The 16,383-nt window shown below is 68.4% G+C and carries 18 protein-coding genes and 2 pseudogenes; 9 read left to right on the top strand and 11 right to left on the bottom strand.

The features are described 5' to 3' along the window. Positions 1-85: 85 nt before the first annotated feature. Positions 86-670: a helix-turn-helix domain-containing protein gene (locus tag HNR16_RS02225; RefSeq protein WP_158039414.1), complete on the bottom strand. Its 585-nt coding sequence runs from the start codon at positions 668-670 to the stop codon at positions 86-88. A gap of 84 nt (positions 671-754) precedes the next feature. Here HNR16_RS02225 and speB point away from each other — a divergent pair. From speB to HNR16_RS02200, 6 genes and pseudogenes are all read left to right on the top strand, one after another. Next, positions 755-1,708, top strand: a pseudogene (gene speB / locus HNR16_RS18025) (agmatinase); the annotation flags it as partial. A 243-nt stretch (positions 1,709-1,951) separates the two neighbouring features. Continuing rightward, positions 1,952-2,380 carry a YybH family protein gene (locus HNR16_RS18020; protein ID WP_225737756.1) on the top strand — a complete coding sequence of 143 codons (429 nt, stop codon included), beginning with the start codon at positions 1,952-1,954 and terminating at the stop codon, positions 2,378-2,380. Further along, entirely contained in the window at positions 2,377-3,795 is a 1,419-nt protein-coding gene (locus tag HNR16_RS02215) for a purine-cytosine permease family protein (RefSeq protein ID WP_225737749.1), read from the top strand. Before HNR16_RS18020 ends, HNR16_RS02215 begins: the two co-directional genes overlap by 4 nt. Before the next feature lie 187 nt (positions 3,796-3,982). Further along, positions 3,983-5,912 (top strand): annotated as a pseudogene (locus HNR16_RS18955) (oleate hydratase). Positions 5,913-6,078: 166 nt separating this feature from the next. Further along, the gene (locus HNR16_RS02205; RefSeq protein ID WP_225737748.1) at positions 6,079-6,618 is read left to right on the top strand and encodes an O-methyltransferase; all 540 of its coding nucleotides are present in this window, start codon (positions 6,079-6,081) and stop codon (positions 6,616-6,618) included. Between the two features lie 79 nt (positions 6,619-6,697). Next, on the top strand, positions 6,698-7,534 hold the full coding sequence (locus HNR16_RS02200; protein ID WP_158039411.1) for a MerR family transcriptional regulator: 837 nt from the start codon (positions 6,698-6,700) through the stop codon (positions 7,532-7,534). A 160-nt stretch (positions 7,535-7,694) separates the two neighbouring features. Here HNR16_RS02200 and HNR16_RS02195 read toward each other — a convergent pair whose 3' ends face one another. Beyond that, positions 7,695-8,075, bottom strand: a complete 381-nt coding sequence (locus tag HNR16_RS02195; protein ID WP_158039410.1) for a nuclear transport factor 2 family protein — start codon at positions 8,073-8,075, stop codon at positions 7,695-7,697. Between the two features lie 169 nt (positions 8,076-8,244). Then, on the bottom strand, positions 8,245-8,814 hold the full coding sequence (locus HNR16_RS02190) for a TetR/AcrR family transcriptional regulator (protein WP_158039409.1): 570 nt from the start codon (positions 8,812-8,814) through the stop codon (positions 8,245-8,247). Positions 8,815-8,887: 73 nt separating this feature from the next. Here HNR16_RS02190 and HNR16_RS02185 point away from each other — a divergent pair, with 73 nt between their 5' ends. From HNR16_RS02185 to HNR16_RS02175, 3 genes are all read left to right on the top strand, one after another. Beyond that, positions 8,888-9,466 (top strand): dihydrofolate reductase family protein, encoded by a 579-nt coding sequence (locus tag HNR16_RS02185; RefSeq protein ID WP_158039408.1) that lies wholly within the window; start codon positions 8,888-8,890, stop codon positions 9,464-9,466. 146 nt (positions 9,467-9,612) lie between these two features. Beyond that, positions 9,613-10,530 carry an endo alpha-1,4 polygalactosaminidase gene (locus HNR16_RS02180; protein ID WP_225737747.1) on the top strand — a complete coding sequence of 306 codons (918 nt, stop codon included), beginning with the start codon at positions 9,613-9,615 and terminating at the stop codon, positions 10,528-10,530. Between the two features lie 109 nt (positions 10,531-10,639). Further along, positions 10,640-11,518, top strand: coding sequence for an alpha/beta fold hydrolase (locus HNR16_RS02175; protein WP_158039407.1), 879 nt, complete (start codon positions 10,640-10,642; stop codon positions 11,516-11,518). A gap of 5 nt (positions 11,519-11,523) precedes the next feature. Here HNR16_RS02175 and HNR16_RS02170 read toward each other — a convergent pair whose 3' ends face one another. From HNR16_RS02170 to HNR16_RS02135, 8 genes are all read right to left on the bottom strand, one after another. Beyond that, a complete protein-coding gene (locus HNR16_RS02170) occupies positions 11,524-12,096 on the bottom strand; it encodes a hypothetical protein (protein WP_158039406.1) in 573 nt (190 codons plus the stop codon). A 249-nt stretch (positions 12,097-12,345) separates the two neighbouring features. Beyond that, on the bottom strand, positions 12,346-12,825 hold the full coding sequence (locus tag HNR16_RS02165) for an ATP/GTP-binding protein (RefSeq protein ID WP_158039405.1): 480 nt from the start codon (positions 12,823-12,825) through the stop codon (positions 12,346-12,348). 380 nt (positions 12,826-13,205) lie between these two features. Further along, positions 13,206-13,871 carry a hypothetical protein gene (locus HNR16_RS02160; protein ID WP_158039404.1) on the bottom strand — a complete coding sequence of 222 codons (666 nt, stop codon included), beginning with the start codon at positions 13,869-13,871 and terminating at the stop codon, positions 13,206-13,208. A 14-nt stretch (positions 13,872-13,885) separates the two neighbouring features. Continuing rightward, positions 13,886-14,320, bottom strand: coding sequence for a pilus assembly protein TadG-related protein (locus tag HNR16_RS02155; protein WP_158039403.1), 435 nt, complete (start codon positions 14,318-14,320; stop codon positions 13,886-13,888). Then, the gene (locus HNR16_RS02150) at positions 14,320-14,718 is read right to left on the bottom strand and encodes a TadE/TadG family type IV pilus assembly protein (protein WP_218868361.1); all 399 of its coding nucleotides are present in this window, start codon (positions 14,716-14,718) and stop codon (positions 14,320-14,322) included. Before HNR16_RS02150 ends, HNR16_RS02155 begins: the two co-directional genes overlap by 1 nt. Positions 14,719-14,765: 47 nt before the next feature. After that, complete coding sequence (locus HNR16_RS02145) at positions 14,766-15,167, bottom strand: TadE family protein (protein ID WP_179558058.1); 402 nt, start codon at positions 15,165-15,167, stop codon at positions 14,766-14,768. 15 nt (positions 15,168-15,182) lie between these two features. Next, entirely contained in the window at positions 15,183-15,377 is a 195-nt protein-coding gene (locus tag HNR16_RS02140; protein WP_158039401.1) for a hypothetical protein, read from the bottom strand. Positions 15,378-15,506: 129 nt separating this feature from the next. Beyond that, positions 15,507-16,382 (bottom strand): type II secretion system F family protein, encoded by an 876-nt coding sequence (locus HNR16_RS02135; protein WP_158039400.1) that lies wholly within the window; start codon positions 16,380-16,382, stop codon positions 15,507-15,509. Between the last annotated feature and the right edge of the window lies 1 nt (position 16,383).

Raw genomic sequence — 16,383 nt, 5'->3', positions numbered from 1 at the left:
CACCCGGCGCGCAGCGCACGCCGCCTCATTGCGCGGGCGTCCCGCAGACCGCCCGGCAGCCCCGGGGTGACGGATCGAGTGCGAGCTACACGGTGCCCCGCCACGCGGCGGGCGACAGACACCAGACGACCTCGGCGCCCTGCTCCGCGCCGGTCCGCCAGCTGTGGGGTTCACGGCCGGGGAAGGTGATCGAATCACCCGCGGACAACTCGATCTCGCGATCGATGAACCGGACCACGATCTCACCCGAGAGCACGAGCAGCACCTCGACCGTGCTCGAGATGGTGTAGAGCTCGTCACCACCGGTGGCGTCCGCCGCCATGGTCGATCGCACGATCTGCAGCTCCGACTCCGAGCGCGCCGAGACGAGGTGCTCCGTCACGCCCCGCCCGCCCAGGTTGATGCGCGGGGCGGTACCGGCGCGCACGACCTGGATCTCGGGCTCCACGAACAGCGCCCCCATCGGCACCGACAGCACCTGGCAGAGCCCGACGAGCGTCGCGACGCTCGGCGAGGTCTCGTCGCGTTCGACCCGGCTGAGGAACCCCTTGGTGACCCCGCTCGCCTCGGCCACCTGCGCGAGCGTGAGCCCGAGCGCCGTTCGTGCATTCCGCAAACGCGCACCGATCGCCACGGGCCGGTCGTTGGGGTCAGCTTGCACGGGACGCATGCGATCCATTCTGTCGTTGACAGCCTCCGCGCACGGACCTAGTCTCGCAGAAGGTTTACTACTAAGTATCGAGAGTTGTCCCACATGCAACCACGTGTCAATGAGAACGGCTTCCTCGGCCCTGTCGACGCGAGCCTCGTCCCCAGGTTCGCCGGCATCGCCACCTTCGCCCGCCTCCCCCGACTCGACGAGGTCGACCACGCCGACATCGCCGTCGTCGGGATCCCGTTCGACAGCGGTGTGAGCTACCGCCCCGGCGCACGTTTCGGCCCCTCACACGTGCGCGAGGCCTCACGCCTGCTCCGCCCCTACAATCCGGCGCAGGACGTGTCCCCCTTCGCGACCCAGCAGGTCGTCGACGCAGGCGACTTCACCGTCAACCCCTTCGACATCGAGGAAGCGGTCGCCGACATCGAACGGCAGGCCCTCGAATTGCGGGCGCACGCCGAACGGGCCATCGTCATCGGCGGCGACCACACGATCGCCCTCCCCATGCTGCGCGCCGTCACGACGGAGCACGGCCCCGTCGCCGTCCTCCACTTCGACGCGCACCTCGACACGTGGGACACCTACTTCGGCGCACCGGTCACCCACGGCACGCCGTTCCGACGCGCCTCCGAAGAAGGTCTCATCGACACCACGGCGAGCATGCACGTCGGCACCCGCGGACCGCTCTACGGGGTCGAGGACCTGCGCGACGACGAACGACTCGGCTTCGCCATCGTCCGCACGGAGGACATCGAGGACGACGGCGTGGACACCGCCATCGAACGCATCCGCAACCGCATCGGCGACGCGCCCCTCTACATCTCAATCGACATCGACGTGCTCGACCCGGCACACGCACCCGGAACAGGAACACCGGAGGCAGGAGGACTCACCAGCCGCGAACTGCTGAAGATCATCCGCTCCCTCGCCGAGCTGAACATCGTCGGCGCCGACGTCGTCGAGGTCTCTCCGCCCTACGATCACGCCCAGCTCACGGCGGTCGCCGCGTCGCACGTCGTGTACGAACTCGTGAGCGCGCTCTCCCCGCGCCCCCGAACTCGCCGGGGCGACGACGCGAGTGCGCCGTCGCCCCGCCCGAGAACCCGGACAAGGACGTCCATCACCCCATCGCCTGCCCGGCGGGTGAGCGAACCGGCCGACGAGGACGTCGACCACACGAATCAGGCCGATGAGCCGAGCCTCCGCAGCGCCCCGCGCATCATCGAGCCGAAGCCCCCGAAGATTTCTTGTCCGGTCACCTCAGCGGTGCCGAACTCGACCAGAGGAAGCCACATGACGTCGACCCGCACTCCGAACCCGGAGGAGGTCCGCGACGCCGCCGACGCCATCGTCGACGCCTTCCGGGCCAACGACGGCGACCGCTACTTCGCGGCGTTCGCCCCCGACGCGAGTTTCGTGTTCCACCCCGAACCCACCCGACTCGACACGCTCGACGAGTACCGAACCCTCTGGGCGGGCTGGATCGACACCGGCTGGCGAGTGCTCGAGTGCAGCTCGCGCGAGCAACTCGTGCAGGCGTCGCCAGGACTGGCCGTGTTCAGCCACACCGTGCGCACCCGAGTGGACAACGGCGACGGCACGACGGCTGCATACACGGAACGCGAGTCCATCATCTTCCGCGTCGAGGGCGACCGACTCGTCGCGGTGCACGAGCACCTCTCGACTATGCCCGAGCAGCAGCCGACGGAGGCCGTCTCGTGAACCTCTATCGCCGCCTGGAAGCGAACCTGGAAGCGAACGCCGAGGACGGTGGACCCGTTCGCGGTCATCTCGGTACCGGACGCATGGCCATGATCTGGCTCGCCGCGAACCTCGTGGTCACGACGCTGCTCACCGGCACGCTGTTCGTTCCCGGCCTGGACTACGGGACGACGCTCTGGATGATCCTGCTCGGCACGCTCGGGGGCGCGATCGTGCTCACGACGATCGGCAACATCGGCACTCGCACCGGACTGCCGACCATGGCACTCACGCGCGGCGCCTTCGGGACACGGGGCAGCTTCGTCCCGGTCGCGGCGAACCTGCTGGTGCTCATGGGCTGGAGCTGGGTGCAGGCGATGCTCGCGGGCGTCACCGTGAACCACTTCGTGGCCGGCCTCACGGGATTCTCGAACCCGATCCTGTTCTCAGTGCTGTGCGAGGCGGCCGTCGTCGTCCTCGCCATCCTCGGCCACACCGGCATCGCGAAGGTGGAGCCGTGGCTCGCGGTGCTCATGCTCGCGATCATCGCGTGGGTGTTCGTCTCCGTGTTCAGCACCTTCGCGCCGAGCGACTTCCAGGCGATCCCCATCGACGCGGAGGCCGGCATGACCCCCGTCGTCGCCTTCGACATCGTCTTCGCGACGGCCATCTCCTGGACCGTCCTGTCGGCGGACTTCAATCGGCTGGCACGCTCCCAACGAGCCGGCGTGCTCGGTTCCGGACTCGGCTACACGCTGTCGACCGTCGTGTCGATGTCGCTCGGGGCGACCGCGATCGGGTACGCGATCCTGCGGGGCAGCGACGCCGTCGCGTTCGACCCCGGCGTGCTCGTGGACGCGTTCGGGGCACCCATCGCGATCGTCATCTTCGTGTCGGTCATGGCGACGAACACGATGGTCGTCTACGGCATGACCACCTCCGTCGTGAACGCTCGCAGCGGTAGCCGCATTCGCTTCCTGCCCGTCGCCCTCGTCATCGGCATCGTGTCGATCGCCGGTTCGACCTGGCTCGCACTGCTCGATAAGTTCACGACGTTCCTGACGGTGATCGGCGCCTTCTTCGTTCCGGTCTTCGCGATCATGATCGTCGACCACTACGTCGTCAAACGCGGAACGTACACCCGCGATCTGCTGCTGCCGCGCGCGGGCCGCTACTGGTATCACGGCGGCGTCAACTGGATCGCGATCGGCGTGTGGGTGGTAGGCGCGATCACTTCCGCCCTGTTCACCTACGTGTGGCCGAGCCCGATCGGCGCGACGGTGCCCGCGTTCGTGATCTCCGCCGTGCTCTACCTGGCGCTCATGTGGCGCGAGCGGGGAGGCAACGAGAACCGTCCCGCGATCCATCTCGCCGACGCCGGCCCCGCCGAGGCGCCCTCGCCCGTCGCAGACGCTCCCTCCGCCCGGCCGGACTGATCGATCGATCGCTGCAGCGAGCCCGTGACCCGATCGTTCCGTTCCGAGGTCACGGGCTCACTGCGTCGGGCGACGCGCACGCCGCCCCTGGTGGCGTCCACGGCTGCCGCCCAGACGGGAGGATGACAATGGTCACACCGCGGCCCCGGAGCCCGAGGTGCGGTGCCCGACCGTGAGCACCGGCAGGATGACGACCACACCGGACCCGCCGCCCACGCAGTGGCCCGCCGATCGGTCGATCGCACGCCGCGAGGACCACCGGCCCTTTCGATCGACGCTCCGGAGCCGTGTGCGCAGCACCCGGAGTCTCCGTCGAACGAAAGAGGAGATCGTGTACCACTCGAACGGAAACTACGAAGCATTCGCGCGGCCCCGCACGCCGGAGCGCGCCGAGACGGCGTCGGCGTGGATCGTCGGGGCCGGTCTCGCCGGCCTCTCCGCCGCGGTGTTCCTCATCCGGGACGGCCACGTACCCGGCGAACGCATCCACATCTTCGAGGAGCTCCCCCTCGCGGGCGGCTCGCTCGACGGAATCGACCGGCCCGACATCGGCTTCATCACGCGCGGCGGACGCGAGATGGAGGACCACTTCGAGTGCCTCTGGGACATGTACCGGTCGATCCCCTCGCTCGAGATCGAGGGCGCCTCGTACCTCGACGAGTACTACTGGCTCGACAAGGACGACCCGAACTCCTCGAACTGCCGCCTGATCCACGAGCAGGGCGAGCGCGTTCCCACCGACGGCGACTTCACCCTCTCGAACGAGGCACAGCAGGAGATCGTGAAGCTCATCCTCGCCTCGGAACAGAGCCTCGGCGACAAGACGATCGCCGACCACTTCTCGGCCGACTTCTTCAAGAGCAACTTCTGGGTCTACTGGTCGACGATGTTCGCGTTCGAGGAGTGGCATTCCCTCGTCGAGATGCGCCGCTACCTCATGCGCTTCATCCATCACATCAACGGGCTGCCCGACTTCTCGGCACTCAAGTTCAACCGCTACAACCAGTACGAGTCGATGGTGAAGCCACTGCTCGCCTACCTGAACGACCACGGCGTCGACTTCCGGTACGGGACCACGGTGCGTGACGTCGAGGTCGACGTCACGGGCGACACGAAGACCGCGACCCACCTGCTCGTCACCGTCGACGGCGAGGACGAGTCGATCGCGCTCGGCGAGGACGACCTCGTGTTCGTCACGAACGGGTCGATCACCGAGTCGACCACCTACGGCGACCACCACGCCCGCGCCCGTCACCGACGAGCCCGGCGGATCGTGGACGCTGTGGCAGCGCCTCGCCGAGCGCTCCCCCGACTTCGGACGCCCGGACGTGTTCTCGACGGGACTCCCGGAGCGGAGCTGGTTCGTGTCGGCGACCGCCACGATCGAGAACACCGAGGTCGATCCGTACATCGAACGACTCACGAAGCGCGATCTGCACGATCACAAGGTCAATACGGGCGGCATCATCACGATCACCGACTCGAGCTGGCTCATGAGCTTCGCGGTCCACCGCCAACCCCACTTCAAGGAGCAGAAGCCCAACGAGACGACGGTGTGGATCTACGGCCTCTACTCCGACACGGAGGGCGACTACGTCCACAAGCGGATCACCGAGTGCAGCGGCGAGGAGATCACGCAGGAGTGGCTGTACCACCTCGGCGTCCCGACCGACCGCATCGCCGAGCTCGCCGCCCAGGGCTCGATCAACACGAACCCGGTCTACATGCCGTTCATCACGTCGTACTTCATGCCCCGGCGACCGGGCGACCGGCCCGCCGTCGTGCCGAACGGCTCGAAGAACCTCGCGTTCATCGGCAACTTCGCCGAATCGCCGACGCGCGACACGGTGTTCACGACCGAGTACTCGGTGCGCACGGCGATGGAGGCGGTCTACACCCTCCTCGGCGTCGAGCGCGGCATCCCCGAGGTGTTCGGGTCGGTGTACGACATCCGGCAGCTCCTCAAGGCGGCCTACTACCTGCGCGACCGGAAGAGCATCGAGGAGGAGCCGTTGCCCGCGAAGTTCCCGTTCGCCGGGCTCGTCGAGAAGCAGCTCGTCAAGAAACTCCACGGCACATGGACCGAGGAACTGCTGAAGGAGTCCGGGCTGCTGTGAACCGTGCGGCCGCGACGCAGCCGCAGCCGCAGCCGCCGCGCTCGACGCCGTCGCCCGGCCACCGTTCGGTGGTCGGGCACACGGTTCACGCGTTCCCACCGCCCGCGATGCGTGCGGCGAGCTCCCGCGCCTCGTCCTCACCGACATCGCGGGCGAGTGCGACGTAGTGGTCGAAGATCTCCGGCCGGTACCGGACTGGAACCATCTGGCCGGGGTCGACTCCGGCGAGTTCGGCACGCTCGCGGGCTACTCGACGATCTGGCTCGCTCGCGCGGTGGGTGACGAGGGCCGGGTGCTGACGCTCGAGCTCGAGGAGACGATTGCCGCGATCGCCCGTGAGAACCTCGAGCGGGCGGGCGTCGCCGACCGCGTCGACGTCGTCGGCGGGCCTGCGGCCCAGTCTGCACAGTGCCTCGCGGACACCCACACCGAACCGTTCGACCTCGTGTTCATCGACGCCGACAAACCCAGCAATCCCGCCTACCTCGCGGTCGCCCTCCGACTGACCCGCCCCGGCGCCGTGATCATCGTCGACGACGTCGTGCACGACGGTGCCGTCGTCGACGAGCACAGCGACGACGTACGCGTCCGTGGCGTCCGGCAACTCGTGGCGGACATCGCCGCCGATCCGTCGCTCGAGGCGACCGCGGTGCAGACGGTCGGCGTCAAGGGCTGGGACGGGCTGCTGATCCTGCGTCGCACGTGATGGCCCTCGCTCGGGGCACGGTCGCCGTTCGCGCGACGACTCTTGACCCTCACACCGTGTCAGCCGTCACGATGGAGGCATGGCCGAGATCACGACGCTCATGACGATCGGTCGGTTCAGTTCGCTGAGCCGGCTGTCGGTGCGGATGCTGCGCCACTACGACGCGCAGGGCGTGCTCGTTCCCGCCGACATCGATCCGTCGAGCGGCTACCGACGCTACGCGCCGCACCAGCTCGCCGATGCGGCCGACATCCGCAATCTGCGCGATGTCGGGTTCGGCGTCTCCGCCATCGGCATCCTCCTCGCCGCCCGCGGCACCCCCGCATGGACGCAAGCGCTGTGTGTGCAGCGCGAGAGTCTCGTGGCGGAACAGCGCGCGGCCACGGGACGGGTGTCACTCATCACCCGACTTCTCGATCACGGAGCACATCTCATGCCCATCACCCTGAACCGCACCACCGTCCCCGCTATGACCGTCGCGACACTTCGCGGCACCGTCGCGAGCTATTCCGACGAGGGACGGCTGTGGGGGCAGCTCATGCCCCTGCTCGCCGCCCGTTCGATCACCCCGATCGGGCCGTGTGGCGTGATCGAGCACGACGACGAATACACCGAACACGACGTCGATCTGTCGATCTTCGTGCCCGTCGTACCCGGAACGAGCGTCGAACCGCCCGTGGACGTGCTCGAGCTGCCGGCCCGCGACTGTCTCGTCGCGCGCGTCGTCGGTCCGTACGACCGGATCAGCGAGGCCCACGACCTCATCGCCGCCCACCTCACGACCGAGGGGATCGCGGTGCGCGACGACGTCTCGCCGGCCGGCCGCGCCTTCAACCTCTACGTGACGACGCCCGATCAGGTCGACGAGGCCGATCTCGTGACCGAGGTGTGCGTGCCGCTCGGCCGAGCGGGCTGAGCCGAGCGGGCTGAGCCGAGCGGGCTGAGCCGAGCGGGCTGAGCGCGAGCGGGCTGAGCCCGAGCGCCGTCGGCCCGAAGGAGACAGAGCGGCCGCGGCGGCGCGACACCGAGCGGCGGAGAGCCGTGAGGGTCGTGCCGCCGTGGCGCGACCGTCCGGGTCACAGCACCGGGGTCGCACTCCCCGACACGACCTGCCACACGCCACCACGAATCGACCAGGACCGCTCGTAGTCGAGCATCGCGACGATCCGGTCGCCGCGGTCGATCACCACGACGTCGACGCGCGTGCGGGTGCGGCCGCGGCCGTCCTGCTCGTCCGTCGATCGGTCGATCTCGGCGAGGGACTGGAACCGCGTCGAGCCGGAACGGTGGGCGGCCAGGTCGGCCTCACGCCCGACGACCGTGCCGTCGGGCAGGGTGAAGACCAGATCGTCGGCGAGCAGCGAACGAAGCTGCTCGACATCGCTCCGACGCATGGCGTCGAGCAACAGGTCCTCCGACTCGTCGAGGGTTCGTCCCGTGGCATCGCGCGTGGTCATGCTTCACGGTACGCCTCGACGTGGGGCTCTCGGGCGCGAGCCGCGCGTTACCGTCGCCACACGGCCCTCATGCACGCGGCCATCCGGCGAACGACCGTCGTGCGCCACCACGGTCGATTCTCGCCGTCGAGCCCGCCGGCCGTCTGCCCGTCCGCCCGGCCGCCCGCGATCAGTCGGGCAGGAGCCCGGCGACGAGCGCGTCGATCACCACGTCGGAGCTCGTGTCCGGGTCGACGGGTGTCGTGAGCCGATCGAGCAGGAACCCGTCGATCGCGTAGCGGAACAGCGCGATCTCTCTCCTGCCACCCGGGAGCCCGGCCGCGACGTTGAACGCGAGGTCCGCCTCGAATCCTGCCCTGAGCCAGGGCCCGAACACGGCCTCGAGCTCGGGGCGGCGCCCCGATTCGAGTCGCAGTTCGAACAGCGCGCGCGTCACGTCGGGCTCGGCCATGAGCCGCCGGACGATGTCGCGCAGGTAGTCGGCGAAGAGCGCTCGGCCCGGCGCGCGTTCGCCGCGGCGTTGGAGGTCGTCGGGCGTCGGCGCGAGGCGCGCACCGATGCGGTCGGCGAGGCCGCTCACGAGCGCGTCGCGGCTGCGGAAGTAGTTCGACGCGGTGCCGACCGGCACGCCCGCCTCCTGGTCGATCGCCCGGTGCGTCAGCCCCCGCGATCCCTCGCGCGCGAGGACGACGATGCCCGCATCCGCGAGCGCGTTTCGCCGCGCCTCGTTCTTCGCCACGCACCGAGACTAGCGCAATCACTGCATCTGTCGTACTCTCCCAACCGCTGCACCTGTCGTGAACGGAGTCATCATGCGAGAACTCACCTATTTCGTGGCCGTCGGCCTGGACGGCTTCATCGCCGGGCCGGACCACGAGTTCGATACCTTCCTGGTCGAGGGCGACCACGCCGCGCCCATCTGGGCCCGCTATACGGGCACCGCACCGACGCAGCTCGCCGATGCGGCCGGGCTTACCGTCGAGGGTGGGCCGTTCGACACGGTCCTCATGGGGTGGAACACCTACGCGGTCGGCCTCCCCGCCCTGCCCTCGCCGTATCGTCACCTGCGGCAGATCGTCTTCTCGCATGCACACGAAGCGCCGGACGGGAGCGACGGCGTCGAGCTGACGGATGCGGATCCGGTCGAGACCGTTCGACGACTCAAGCGCGAGCCGGGGCGCGGGATCTGGTTGTGCGGCGGTGGCGCCCTCGCGGCGCAGCTGCGCGGGGAGATCGACCGGCTCGCGCTCAAGATCAATCCGGTGACGTTCGGCAGTGGGGTGCGGCTCTTCGGTGAGCGGCCCTACGAGCCGGTTGGCTGGGTGCGCACGGGCACGCTCGCCTTCGAGTCGGGCGTGATACTCGCGGAATATGCGCGCCGGACTCGGTGACGAGCGCTCGGCGCAGGTGCTCGTCGTCACGCCCGGAGGTGCGGCCGCCCCATTGAGGTGATCGGCAACCACGTGGTGCCATGATCGACCCGGCGAGACGGCGGCCGTCCGTCCTCGCCCCAGGCCCTCAGGAAGGACGCGTGCCGGTGACGCTCAGGAGTTCGAGGCGGATCGCGCGGGTGATCGCGGCGTGTGCCGCTGCGATGGTGCTCGTCGGCTGCAGCTGGCCGGCGGATGCCGTACCCGGTGATGCCACGTCCGACAACGCGACCTCCGACGCGCCTCGTTCGTCGTCCGGGTCCGCGTTCGAGCTGCCACCGACAGAGGGCGTCTTCGACTATCAACTGGGCGGACCGTCCGACATCGTCGCGACCGGGAACGGCGAGCTGCGGCCGGATGTGGTCGTGCGGGACGCCTCGGCGCCGGCCCTACCTGGCGCCTACAGCGTGTGTTACGTGAACGGATTCCAGACGCAGCCCGACGAGGCGTCGGCGTGGCGGGCCGATCGCGCACACCTGCTGTTGACCGATGCCGACGGCGTGCCCGTGCACGATCCGGCCTGGCCGGACGAGGACGTGCTCGACCCGTCGACCGCGTCGCAGCGCGAGGGCATCCTGGCTGTGATCGGGCCCGTCATCGACTCGTGTGCGCGAGCGGGGTACGCGGCGGTCGAGATCGACAACCTGGACACCTGGACGCGATTCGATCGCATCGACCGCGTCGGCGCGCTCGAGCTCGCACGCGCCTACGTCGACCGTGCCCACGCGAACGGCCTCGCGATCGCGCAGAAGAACGCGGCCGAGGTGACCGAGATCGCGCACGACGATCTCGGCTTCGATTTCGCGGTCGTCGAGGAGTGCGGCGCCTACGAGGAATGCGAGCGCTTCACGTCGGTGTATGGCCCCCACGTGCTGCAGATCGAGTACCCGGATTCGCTCGCCGAGGGTGGGACGGACTTCGCGCGCGTGTGCGCGTCGCCGGACCGCGCACCGCTCACGATCCTGCGTGATCGAGACCTCGTCGCGAGCGGCGACGGTGACCACGTGTACGAGCGCTGCGTCTGACCTCTTCGCGGTCGTCGGCGCGGCCCGCGGTCCGCGCGGGGCCGTGATCGCTTGAGACCGGCTCCTCGCCGGGACAGCTGCGTCCACGTCGACTCGGTACGCTCGACACATGCGCACGGACACGGTTCCAGGGGCGGGGTTACTCGGCGAGGACGGGTTCGTCGACGCGTGGGACGGTCGGCGTCTACGCACCATGTCGGCGGGCGAGGGTGACGATCTCGTCGTCCTCGAGGCGGGGCTCGGCACGAGCGGCCTGTACTGGGGGCCGGTGCACGCGCGGCTCGCCCGGCACGCGCGCGTCGTCGCCTACGAGCGCGCCGGCTACGGCGGCAGTTCGCCGGTGCGCGATGCGCCGCGCGACCTTCGCCACCTCGCGCGCGACCTCCGGACCGTCGTCGACGCGTTCCCGCACCGGCGACTCGTGCTCGTCGGGCACAGTTGGGGCGGCCCGATCGTGCGGACACTCGCCGCGCGTCTGCTCGCCGAGGGCAGTGCACCTGCGGGGCTCGTGCTCGTCGACCAGAGCGACGAGCACGCGGCAGAGCTCTACACCTCCCGGCTCGCGCGCTGGTCGGGCGAGGCGCAGGGCGCGATCATGGTGCCCCTCGCCCAAACGGGACTTCTGGGCAGGCTCTCGCGCGTGCCCCTGCGGGGGCTGCCCGAGCCGATCCTCGATGCGACGGTCGCCGCGTCGACGACGGTCGATGCCGCACACGCGATCGCGGCGGAGCACCGTGTGGTCCCGCCCGAGATCACGACGCTGGCCGAGCACCCGCTCGCGCTCGCCGACATGCCGATGCGCGTGTTGTCGGGGCAGCGGCCAGGCCGATTCGACCGCGCGCTGCGGGCGGGCCTCGTGCGGGCACACCACGAGACGGTCGCCGCACACCCGGGCGCCCGGTTCGTGCCTGCCGAACGCTCCGCGCACCTGATCCCCGTGACCGAGCCTGAGCTCATCGCGCGAGAGGCGCTCGACCTGCTCGCCTGATGAGGTCAGAGGCCGGCGCACGGCGACGCCTCGTCGCATCTGCGCCCGGTATTCGGCTTCGGTGCGCGCACCCCGCCTTCAGCACTGTAGTCGGCCTCCGGCCAGACCGTAATCGCGGTGATGAACCACGCTGATTCCTCGACCTCGTACTCCGCGAGCATCCACTGCGGGCCCGGCGGGATGTACTGGTGAGGGACGTCGTTTCCGTCGGCGTCCGTCAGCGAAATACCACCGGTTCCCGAACACAGCCAGACCTCGACGCGACCGAAGCTCGACTCCCGGTTCTCGCGGTCGGGCGATACGACGCTTTCTTGCGGGATGACCCACTGCTCGGCCAGCCCGGGCATGACGAGGCCGCTCGTCGCGAGCCTCCCGGCGTAGTACTCGACGATGACGATTGGGTCTCCCTTCGCGATCGAGTTGAGCATGCTCGTGTCGTCCGGGTGGTTGTTCATCACTTCGGACTGGACGACGTTGAACGCATTGGCGGCGTGGACGGCCCACCAGATCGCCTCCTCCTCGAACGTCGCGGCCTCGGCGACGAGTAGCACGTCGGTGACGGCGGGCGTCTCCCCCATCGTCGGCAACGGATCACTGGGTTGGGTCGTCGTTTCGGCGGCCGATTGCGCGCCATCCGACTCGCCGGCGGCTCACCCTCCCAGCAGCGTCGGTGACGTCAGCGTCACCAAGACAGCGACCGATCTGCGAAGTCCAGCAGGCATTTTGCCCCTCAAATTCGGAGTACTCATCAACGTGATCACGACGCGACCACGCGACGTCCCAGATTTCGGCCGCGTCGCAGCGCCGCCCCTGGCGCAACGTCGCGATCAGGTGTTGACGGATTGCAGTTGCAGGATCTCGACTTCGGTCGAGGACACCGCCGAGGCTGTGAGCGTCCCGGTCTCCCCAGTCGTCCGACTCGTCCACGCAATCGTCCAGTTCGTCGTCGCCGTCACCGCATACATGCCGCCCGGCTGCCCCGCACTCACGTGCGTGTACTTGTGCCCACACGACGGCGACATCCGATTCCCGTACGCCGTCGAATACGGCGTGCCCTGCGCACACGTCACCATCGCCCCATCGCCCATATCCCAGTGCACCGTGCTCACCTGCGCCACGAAATCGATCGTCTGTCCACCAGTCGACCCGGACCACGACGTCGGCCCCCACGACGACGCCGACGGATTCGCAACCCACATCCAAATCGGCAAACCAACATACGACCGCCGATGCCCCCAATCCGGATTCACCTTCGGCGCCATCCCGATCTCGATCGGCGACGGAGCAAAAGCCGCGGAAAGCGCCAACGCCGCCTCACCGGCCGGGATCGGAGGCGGAGGTGCGGGCGCCGGCGCACCACCATCGCTACCATCGGCTCCGCCGCCCGAACCACCGTCGGGCCCATCATCTAGGCCATCGTCAGGATCAGTGGGCGGACGCTCCGTGGAACCGGGTGGTTGACCGTCACAACGGTTGTCCGAACTGACCGAGGAATCACAAGTCCCACAACTGAGTACTTCGCAGTTGCCGCCCGGATAGGACCCATCAGGCAGTGGCCCCCTACCGCGAGACTCATACGATGATTGTTCCTCCGCAAACGCGACGTCACCCACAGGCAAAACAATACCCACGCAAAGCAGTCCAACAATTGAGAGAAGAAGGATTCTTGAACATAAAGTGGGAGAAATCAGCACGAGAAGGCCGCATCTTGAGGAAGCGGATCGATATCGACAATGTACCAAATCGAGCTGGTTGCATCATACTCGGCAAGTAACCACATTGGAGCCGGCGGAATATTCGCATGTTCCAGGGGTTTTCCGTCCGCGTCGGTGAGCGTAACGTCTCCCGACCCATAGCATCCCCACACTTCGACTCGCCCGAACCGTGTCGCACTCGCATCACCGGAGGTCGCGACACTGCTTCTCTCCGCAAGCGCCTCATAGTACGCATTCCCCGACCTGATATTGCCGGTCTCAGCGAGTCTTCCAGCGTAGTAGGAAATCAAGTCCGAAGCGTTCCCCTTAGCGATGAGGGCGAGCTCGGACGTATCGTCGGGGTGGTTGTTCATGACGTCGCCTTCGACCGCAATGTATCCGTATGTCGCACGCACTGCCCAGTCGATGGCCGCGCTCTCCGTAGCGGGAGGCTCCGCAACGAGGGGGAGGTCCTCGACGCCGGGTTTCTCCGGAACCGACGCGGTCTCCTCGGCAACCGTCGACGCGTCGGTTGAAGGCAGCGGCGTCAGGTCCGGTTCTCCGGACGCGCATGCCGAAAGCACTAGCGCAAGCACCGCAGCCGAACCCAAGACGACAATTCGGAGTTTTTGTGTTCGCATTTTCTTTTCCCAACTCATTCCGCTGTACTGGTTTAGCCCGTTGGCCCGTCGATGAGACTTGCCGTTGCCGTTCCGCTGACGGTGAGTGTGCTGATGCCGATCAGGCTGACGAATCTCGTCGCGTAGACCGCCTCGGTCGTGACGGTGATGGTGGCACCGTCCACCGAGACCGTGCCGGTCATGTCGGCGTTCTCGATGTAGTCCTCGGCGACCTGGGTCGCGAGGAGCGCATCGATGCTCAACGCGTGCCCGGCAACCGTCTCGGCCGAGATCGCGTTCGTCGCCGCTCGCGCCGCCGACGAGGCGACGTGCTGCGCATCCGTGGCGAGCTGCACCTTCCCACCACCGTCGACCACGAGCCCCACGACCACGACCAACGTCACGACGGTCAGGATCAGGAACAACTGCACGCTGCCGCGCTCCGGCTGTCGCCGGAGCTGCGAGACTCTCATCATCAAACCGCGCATCAGTTCCGCTCCCTGAACGAGTCGACCGGGCTCAATGCCGTCGCCGTGAACGTTCGCGTCCCGCCGAGGCCGGGCAGGGCGATGTCCGCCAACGCGAGATCGCACGTGACGGTCACCGCGACCGTGCCGGAGACGCCGAGGGGCGACGCGAGCCCCGAGTCGTCGACCTCGACCGTCAACGTCGCGCACAGGTAGCCCGACTCGCTCAGCGTCGTCCGCGCGACCTCGGTCGCCTCGATCTCCGCCTCTGCACTCGTCAACGCGATCGACGCCGCTCGAGACGCCGCACCCGCGGCCGACTGCATGGCCGTCGTCGCGACCTGGATCCGGCCTGCCGCGACGAGCAACAACACGACCGCGATCAGGACCGGCGCGACGATGACGAGCTCGACCGACAACGCACCCCGATCATCCGAAACACCGTGTCGCCACGGCCACCTGCCGGTCACTGCGACCACCGCTCCACGGGCCCCGTGATCGTCCGCGTGACATCCAGCGGCAGGCCCGGAATGAGCATCGGTGCCTGCCCCGTCACGGTCACCGTCACCGACTCCGTGCCCCGATCGACGGTGACCGCGACGTTCTCGAGCCCACCACCGGACGCAGCACCGGCCGCCTGCCCGGCAGCGACACCCTGAGCGGCCGTCCCGTCGAACAGACGCGCCTCCTCATAGGCCGCCTGCGCGCTCGCCTGGGCGATGTTCCCGGCGTGCAGGAACGCGGCCCCGTGCACGATGGCGAAGAACACCAACAGCAACGCCGGAAGGATGATCGCCGCCTCGACGCTCGACGCACCACGTTCCCCGCCGAGTGCCCGGCACCCGACGCCACGATTCCGAACGGACACCACCGCAGTCTCCGTTCACCCGCCGGGCAGCAGCGCGATCTGCCCGTCGACGAACGCCGTGATCGCGGCGATGACGACGCCACCGATGACGAGCGCCCCGACGACGATGAAGATCCACTCCGTCGTCTCGGCACCCGCCTCTCCCTCGTCGCGCAGACGAGCCAGGCGCACTCCGACGCGAGCGGCGGTTGCATTCAGGATCCGGTTCATGAGTACCTCCAGGTGATGTGAACGGGACGGATGGGGACGGACACGGACGACGAGCGGCAGGCCGGAGTCGACCCCTACAGAGAAACGGCCCGAACGAATCGCGAGATCGGACGGCAGCGGCGCGGCGCATCACGATCCCCCCGTCAGGTTCAGGACGAGCGGCGTGAGGATGATCCCGACGAACACGAAGGCGAGGAACGTCAGCGGCACCGACATCCGCTCCGACGCCTGATTCGCCTTCGCGTGCTCGTCGTTGAGCAACTGCACACGCAACGCTCGCCCGCGACCGCGAAGGGTCTCGTACACCGACGCCCCCTCCTCACCGCTCAGCCGCGTGATCTTCGCGATCTCGCTCAGCTCGGGCACGCGGATCTGATCAGAGAGCATGTTGAGCGCATCCCACGGTCTCGTGCCCGCGAGCCGTGCCCGCGTCAGCTCCTCGCGGATGCGCATGAACACCCACGTGTTGCCGACCCGCGACGCGGACTCGAGCGCATGCGTCGCGGAGGACCCCCGGCGCCGTTCGGCGGCGACGAGCTCCAGATACACCGCCACCGCGCGAGCGAACTCCAGTCTGCTCTCGCGCGCCTTCCGCCGGAGTTCCTGGTCGGGCACGAACCAGAGCAACAGCGCGAAGCCGACGCCCACGAGCGAGAAGAGGTACGCGGGCACGTACCCGAGCGTCTGCATGACGAACCCGAGCGTCGAACACCCGACGAAGCCGACGAGCGCGAGCAGCAACTTGTCCCAGTAGAAGCGCGAGGCGTTCATACCGACGAGCGACAGGTCCCGATCGAGATCGCCCCTGATCGCCCATTCGGGCATGTGCGTGCGCAGCCACGCACCGGCACGCTGCGGGCGAGACGTCGGAGCACTCGCCTCGGGCACGGTCGACGTGCCGATGTTCGCGAGCGCGACACGGAGGTCCGGCCGGACGGGAATCAGCCCGACCAGGATGAGCGTCACGCCGATGCCGACGAATGCACCCGGAACGAACGCGAGCATC

Origin of the sequence: Pseudoclavibacter chungangensis, from assembly GCF_013410545.1 — a bacterium.
Taxonomy (GTDB): domain Bacteria; phylum Actinomycetota; class Actinomycetes; order Actinomycetales; family Microbacteriaceae; genus Pseudoclavibacter; species Pseudoclavibacter chungangensis.
Note: the sequence above shows the minus strand (reverse complement) of the source record. Positions and strands in the feature narration are given on the sequence as shown.

Excerpts from the sequence above, each read along its gene's own strand:
- HNR16_RS02185 (WP_158039408.1), top strand. The coding sequence starts at position 8,888 with ATGCGAGAACTCACCTATTTCGTGGCCGTCGGCCTGGACGGCTTCATC.
- HNR16_RS18020 (WP_225737756.1), top strand. The coding sequence starts at position 1,952 with ATGACGTCGACCCGCACTCCGAACCCGGAGGAGGTCCGCGACGCCGCC.
- HNR16_RS02140 (WP_158039401.1), bottom strand. The coding sequence starts at position 15,377 with ATGAACCGGATCCTGAATGCAACCGCCGCTCGCGTCGGAGTGCGCCTG.
- HNR16_RS02200 (WP_158039411.1), top strand. The coding sequence starts at position 6,698 with ATGGCCGAGATCACGACGCTCATGACGATCGGTCGGTTCAGTTCGCTG.
- HNR16_RS02160 (WP_158039404.1), bottom strand. The coding sequence starts at position 13,871 with ATGAGTTGGGAAAAGAAAATGCGAACACAAAAACTCCGAATTGTCGTC.
- HNR16_RS02195 (WP_158039410.1), bottom strand. The coding sequence starts at position 8,075 with ATGACCACGCGCGATGCCACGGGACGAACCCTCGACGAGTCGGAGGAC.
- HNR16_RS02170 (WP_158039406.1), bottom strand. The coding sequence starts at position 12,096 with ATGGGGGAGACGCCCGCCGTCACCGACGTGCTACTCGTCGCCGAGGCC.
- HNR16_RS02135 (WP_158039400.1), bottom strand. The coding sequence starts at position 16,382 with ATGCTCGCGTTCGTTCCGGGTGCATTCGTCGGCATCGGCGTGACGCTC.
- HNR16_RS02155 (WP_158039403.1), bottom strand. The coding sequence starts at position 14,320 with ATGCGCGGTTTGATGATGAGAGTCTCGCAGCTCCGGCGACAGCCGGAG.
- HNR16_RS02225 (WP_158039414.1), bottom strand. The coding sequence starts at position 670 with ATGCGTCCCGTGCAAGCTGACCCCAACGACCGGCCCGTGGCGATCGGT.
- HNR16_RS02175 (WP_158039407.1), top strand. The coding sequence starts at position 10,640 with ATGCGCACGGACACGGTTCCAGGGGCGGGGTTACTCGGCGAGGACGGG.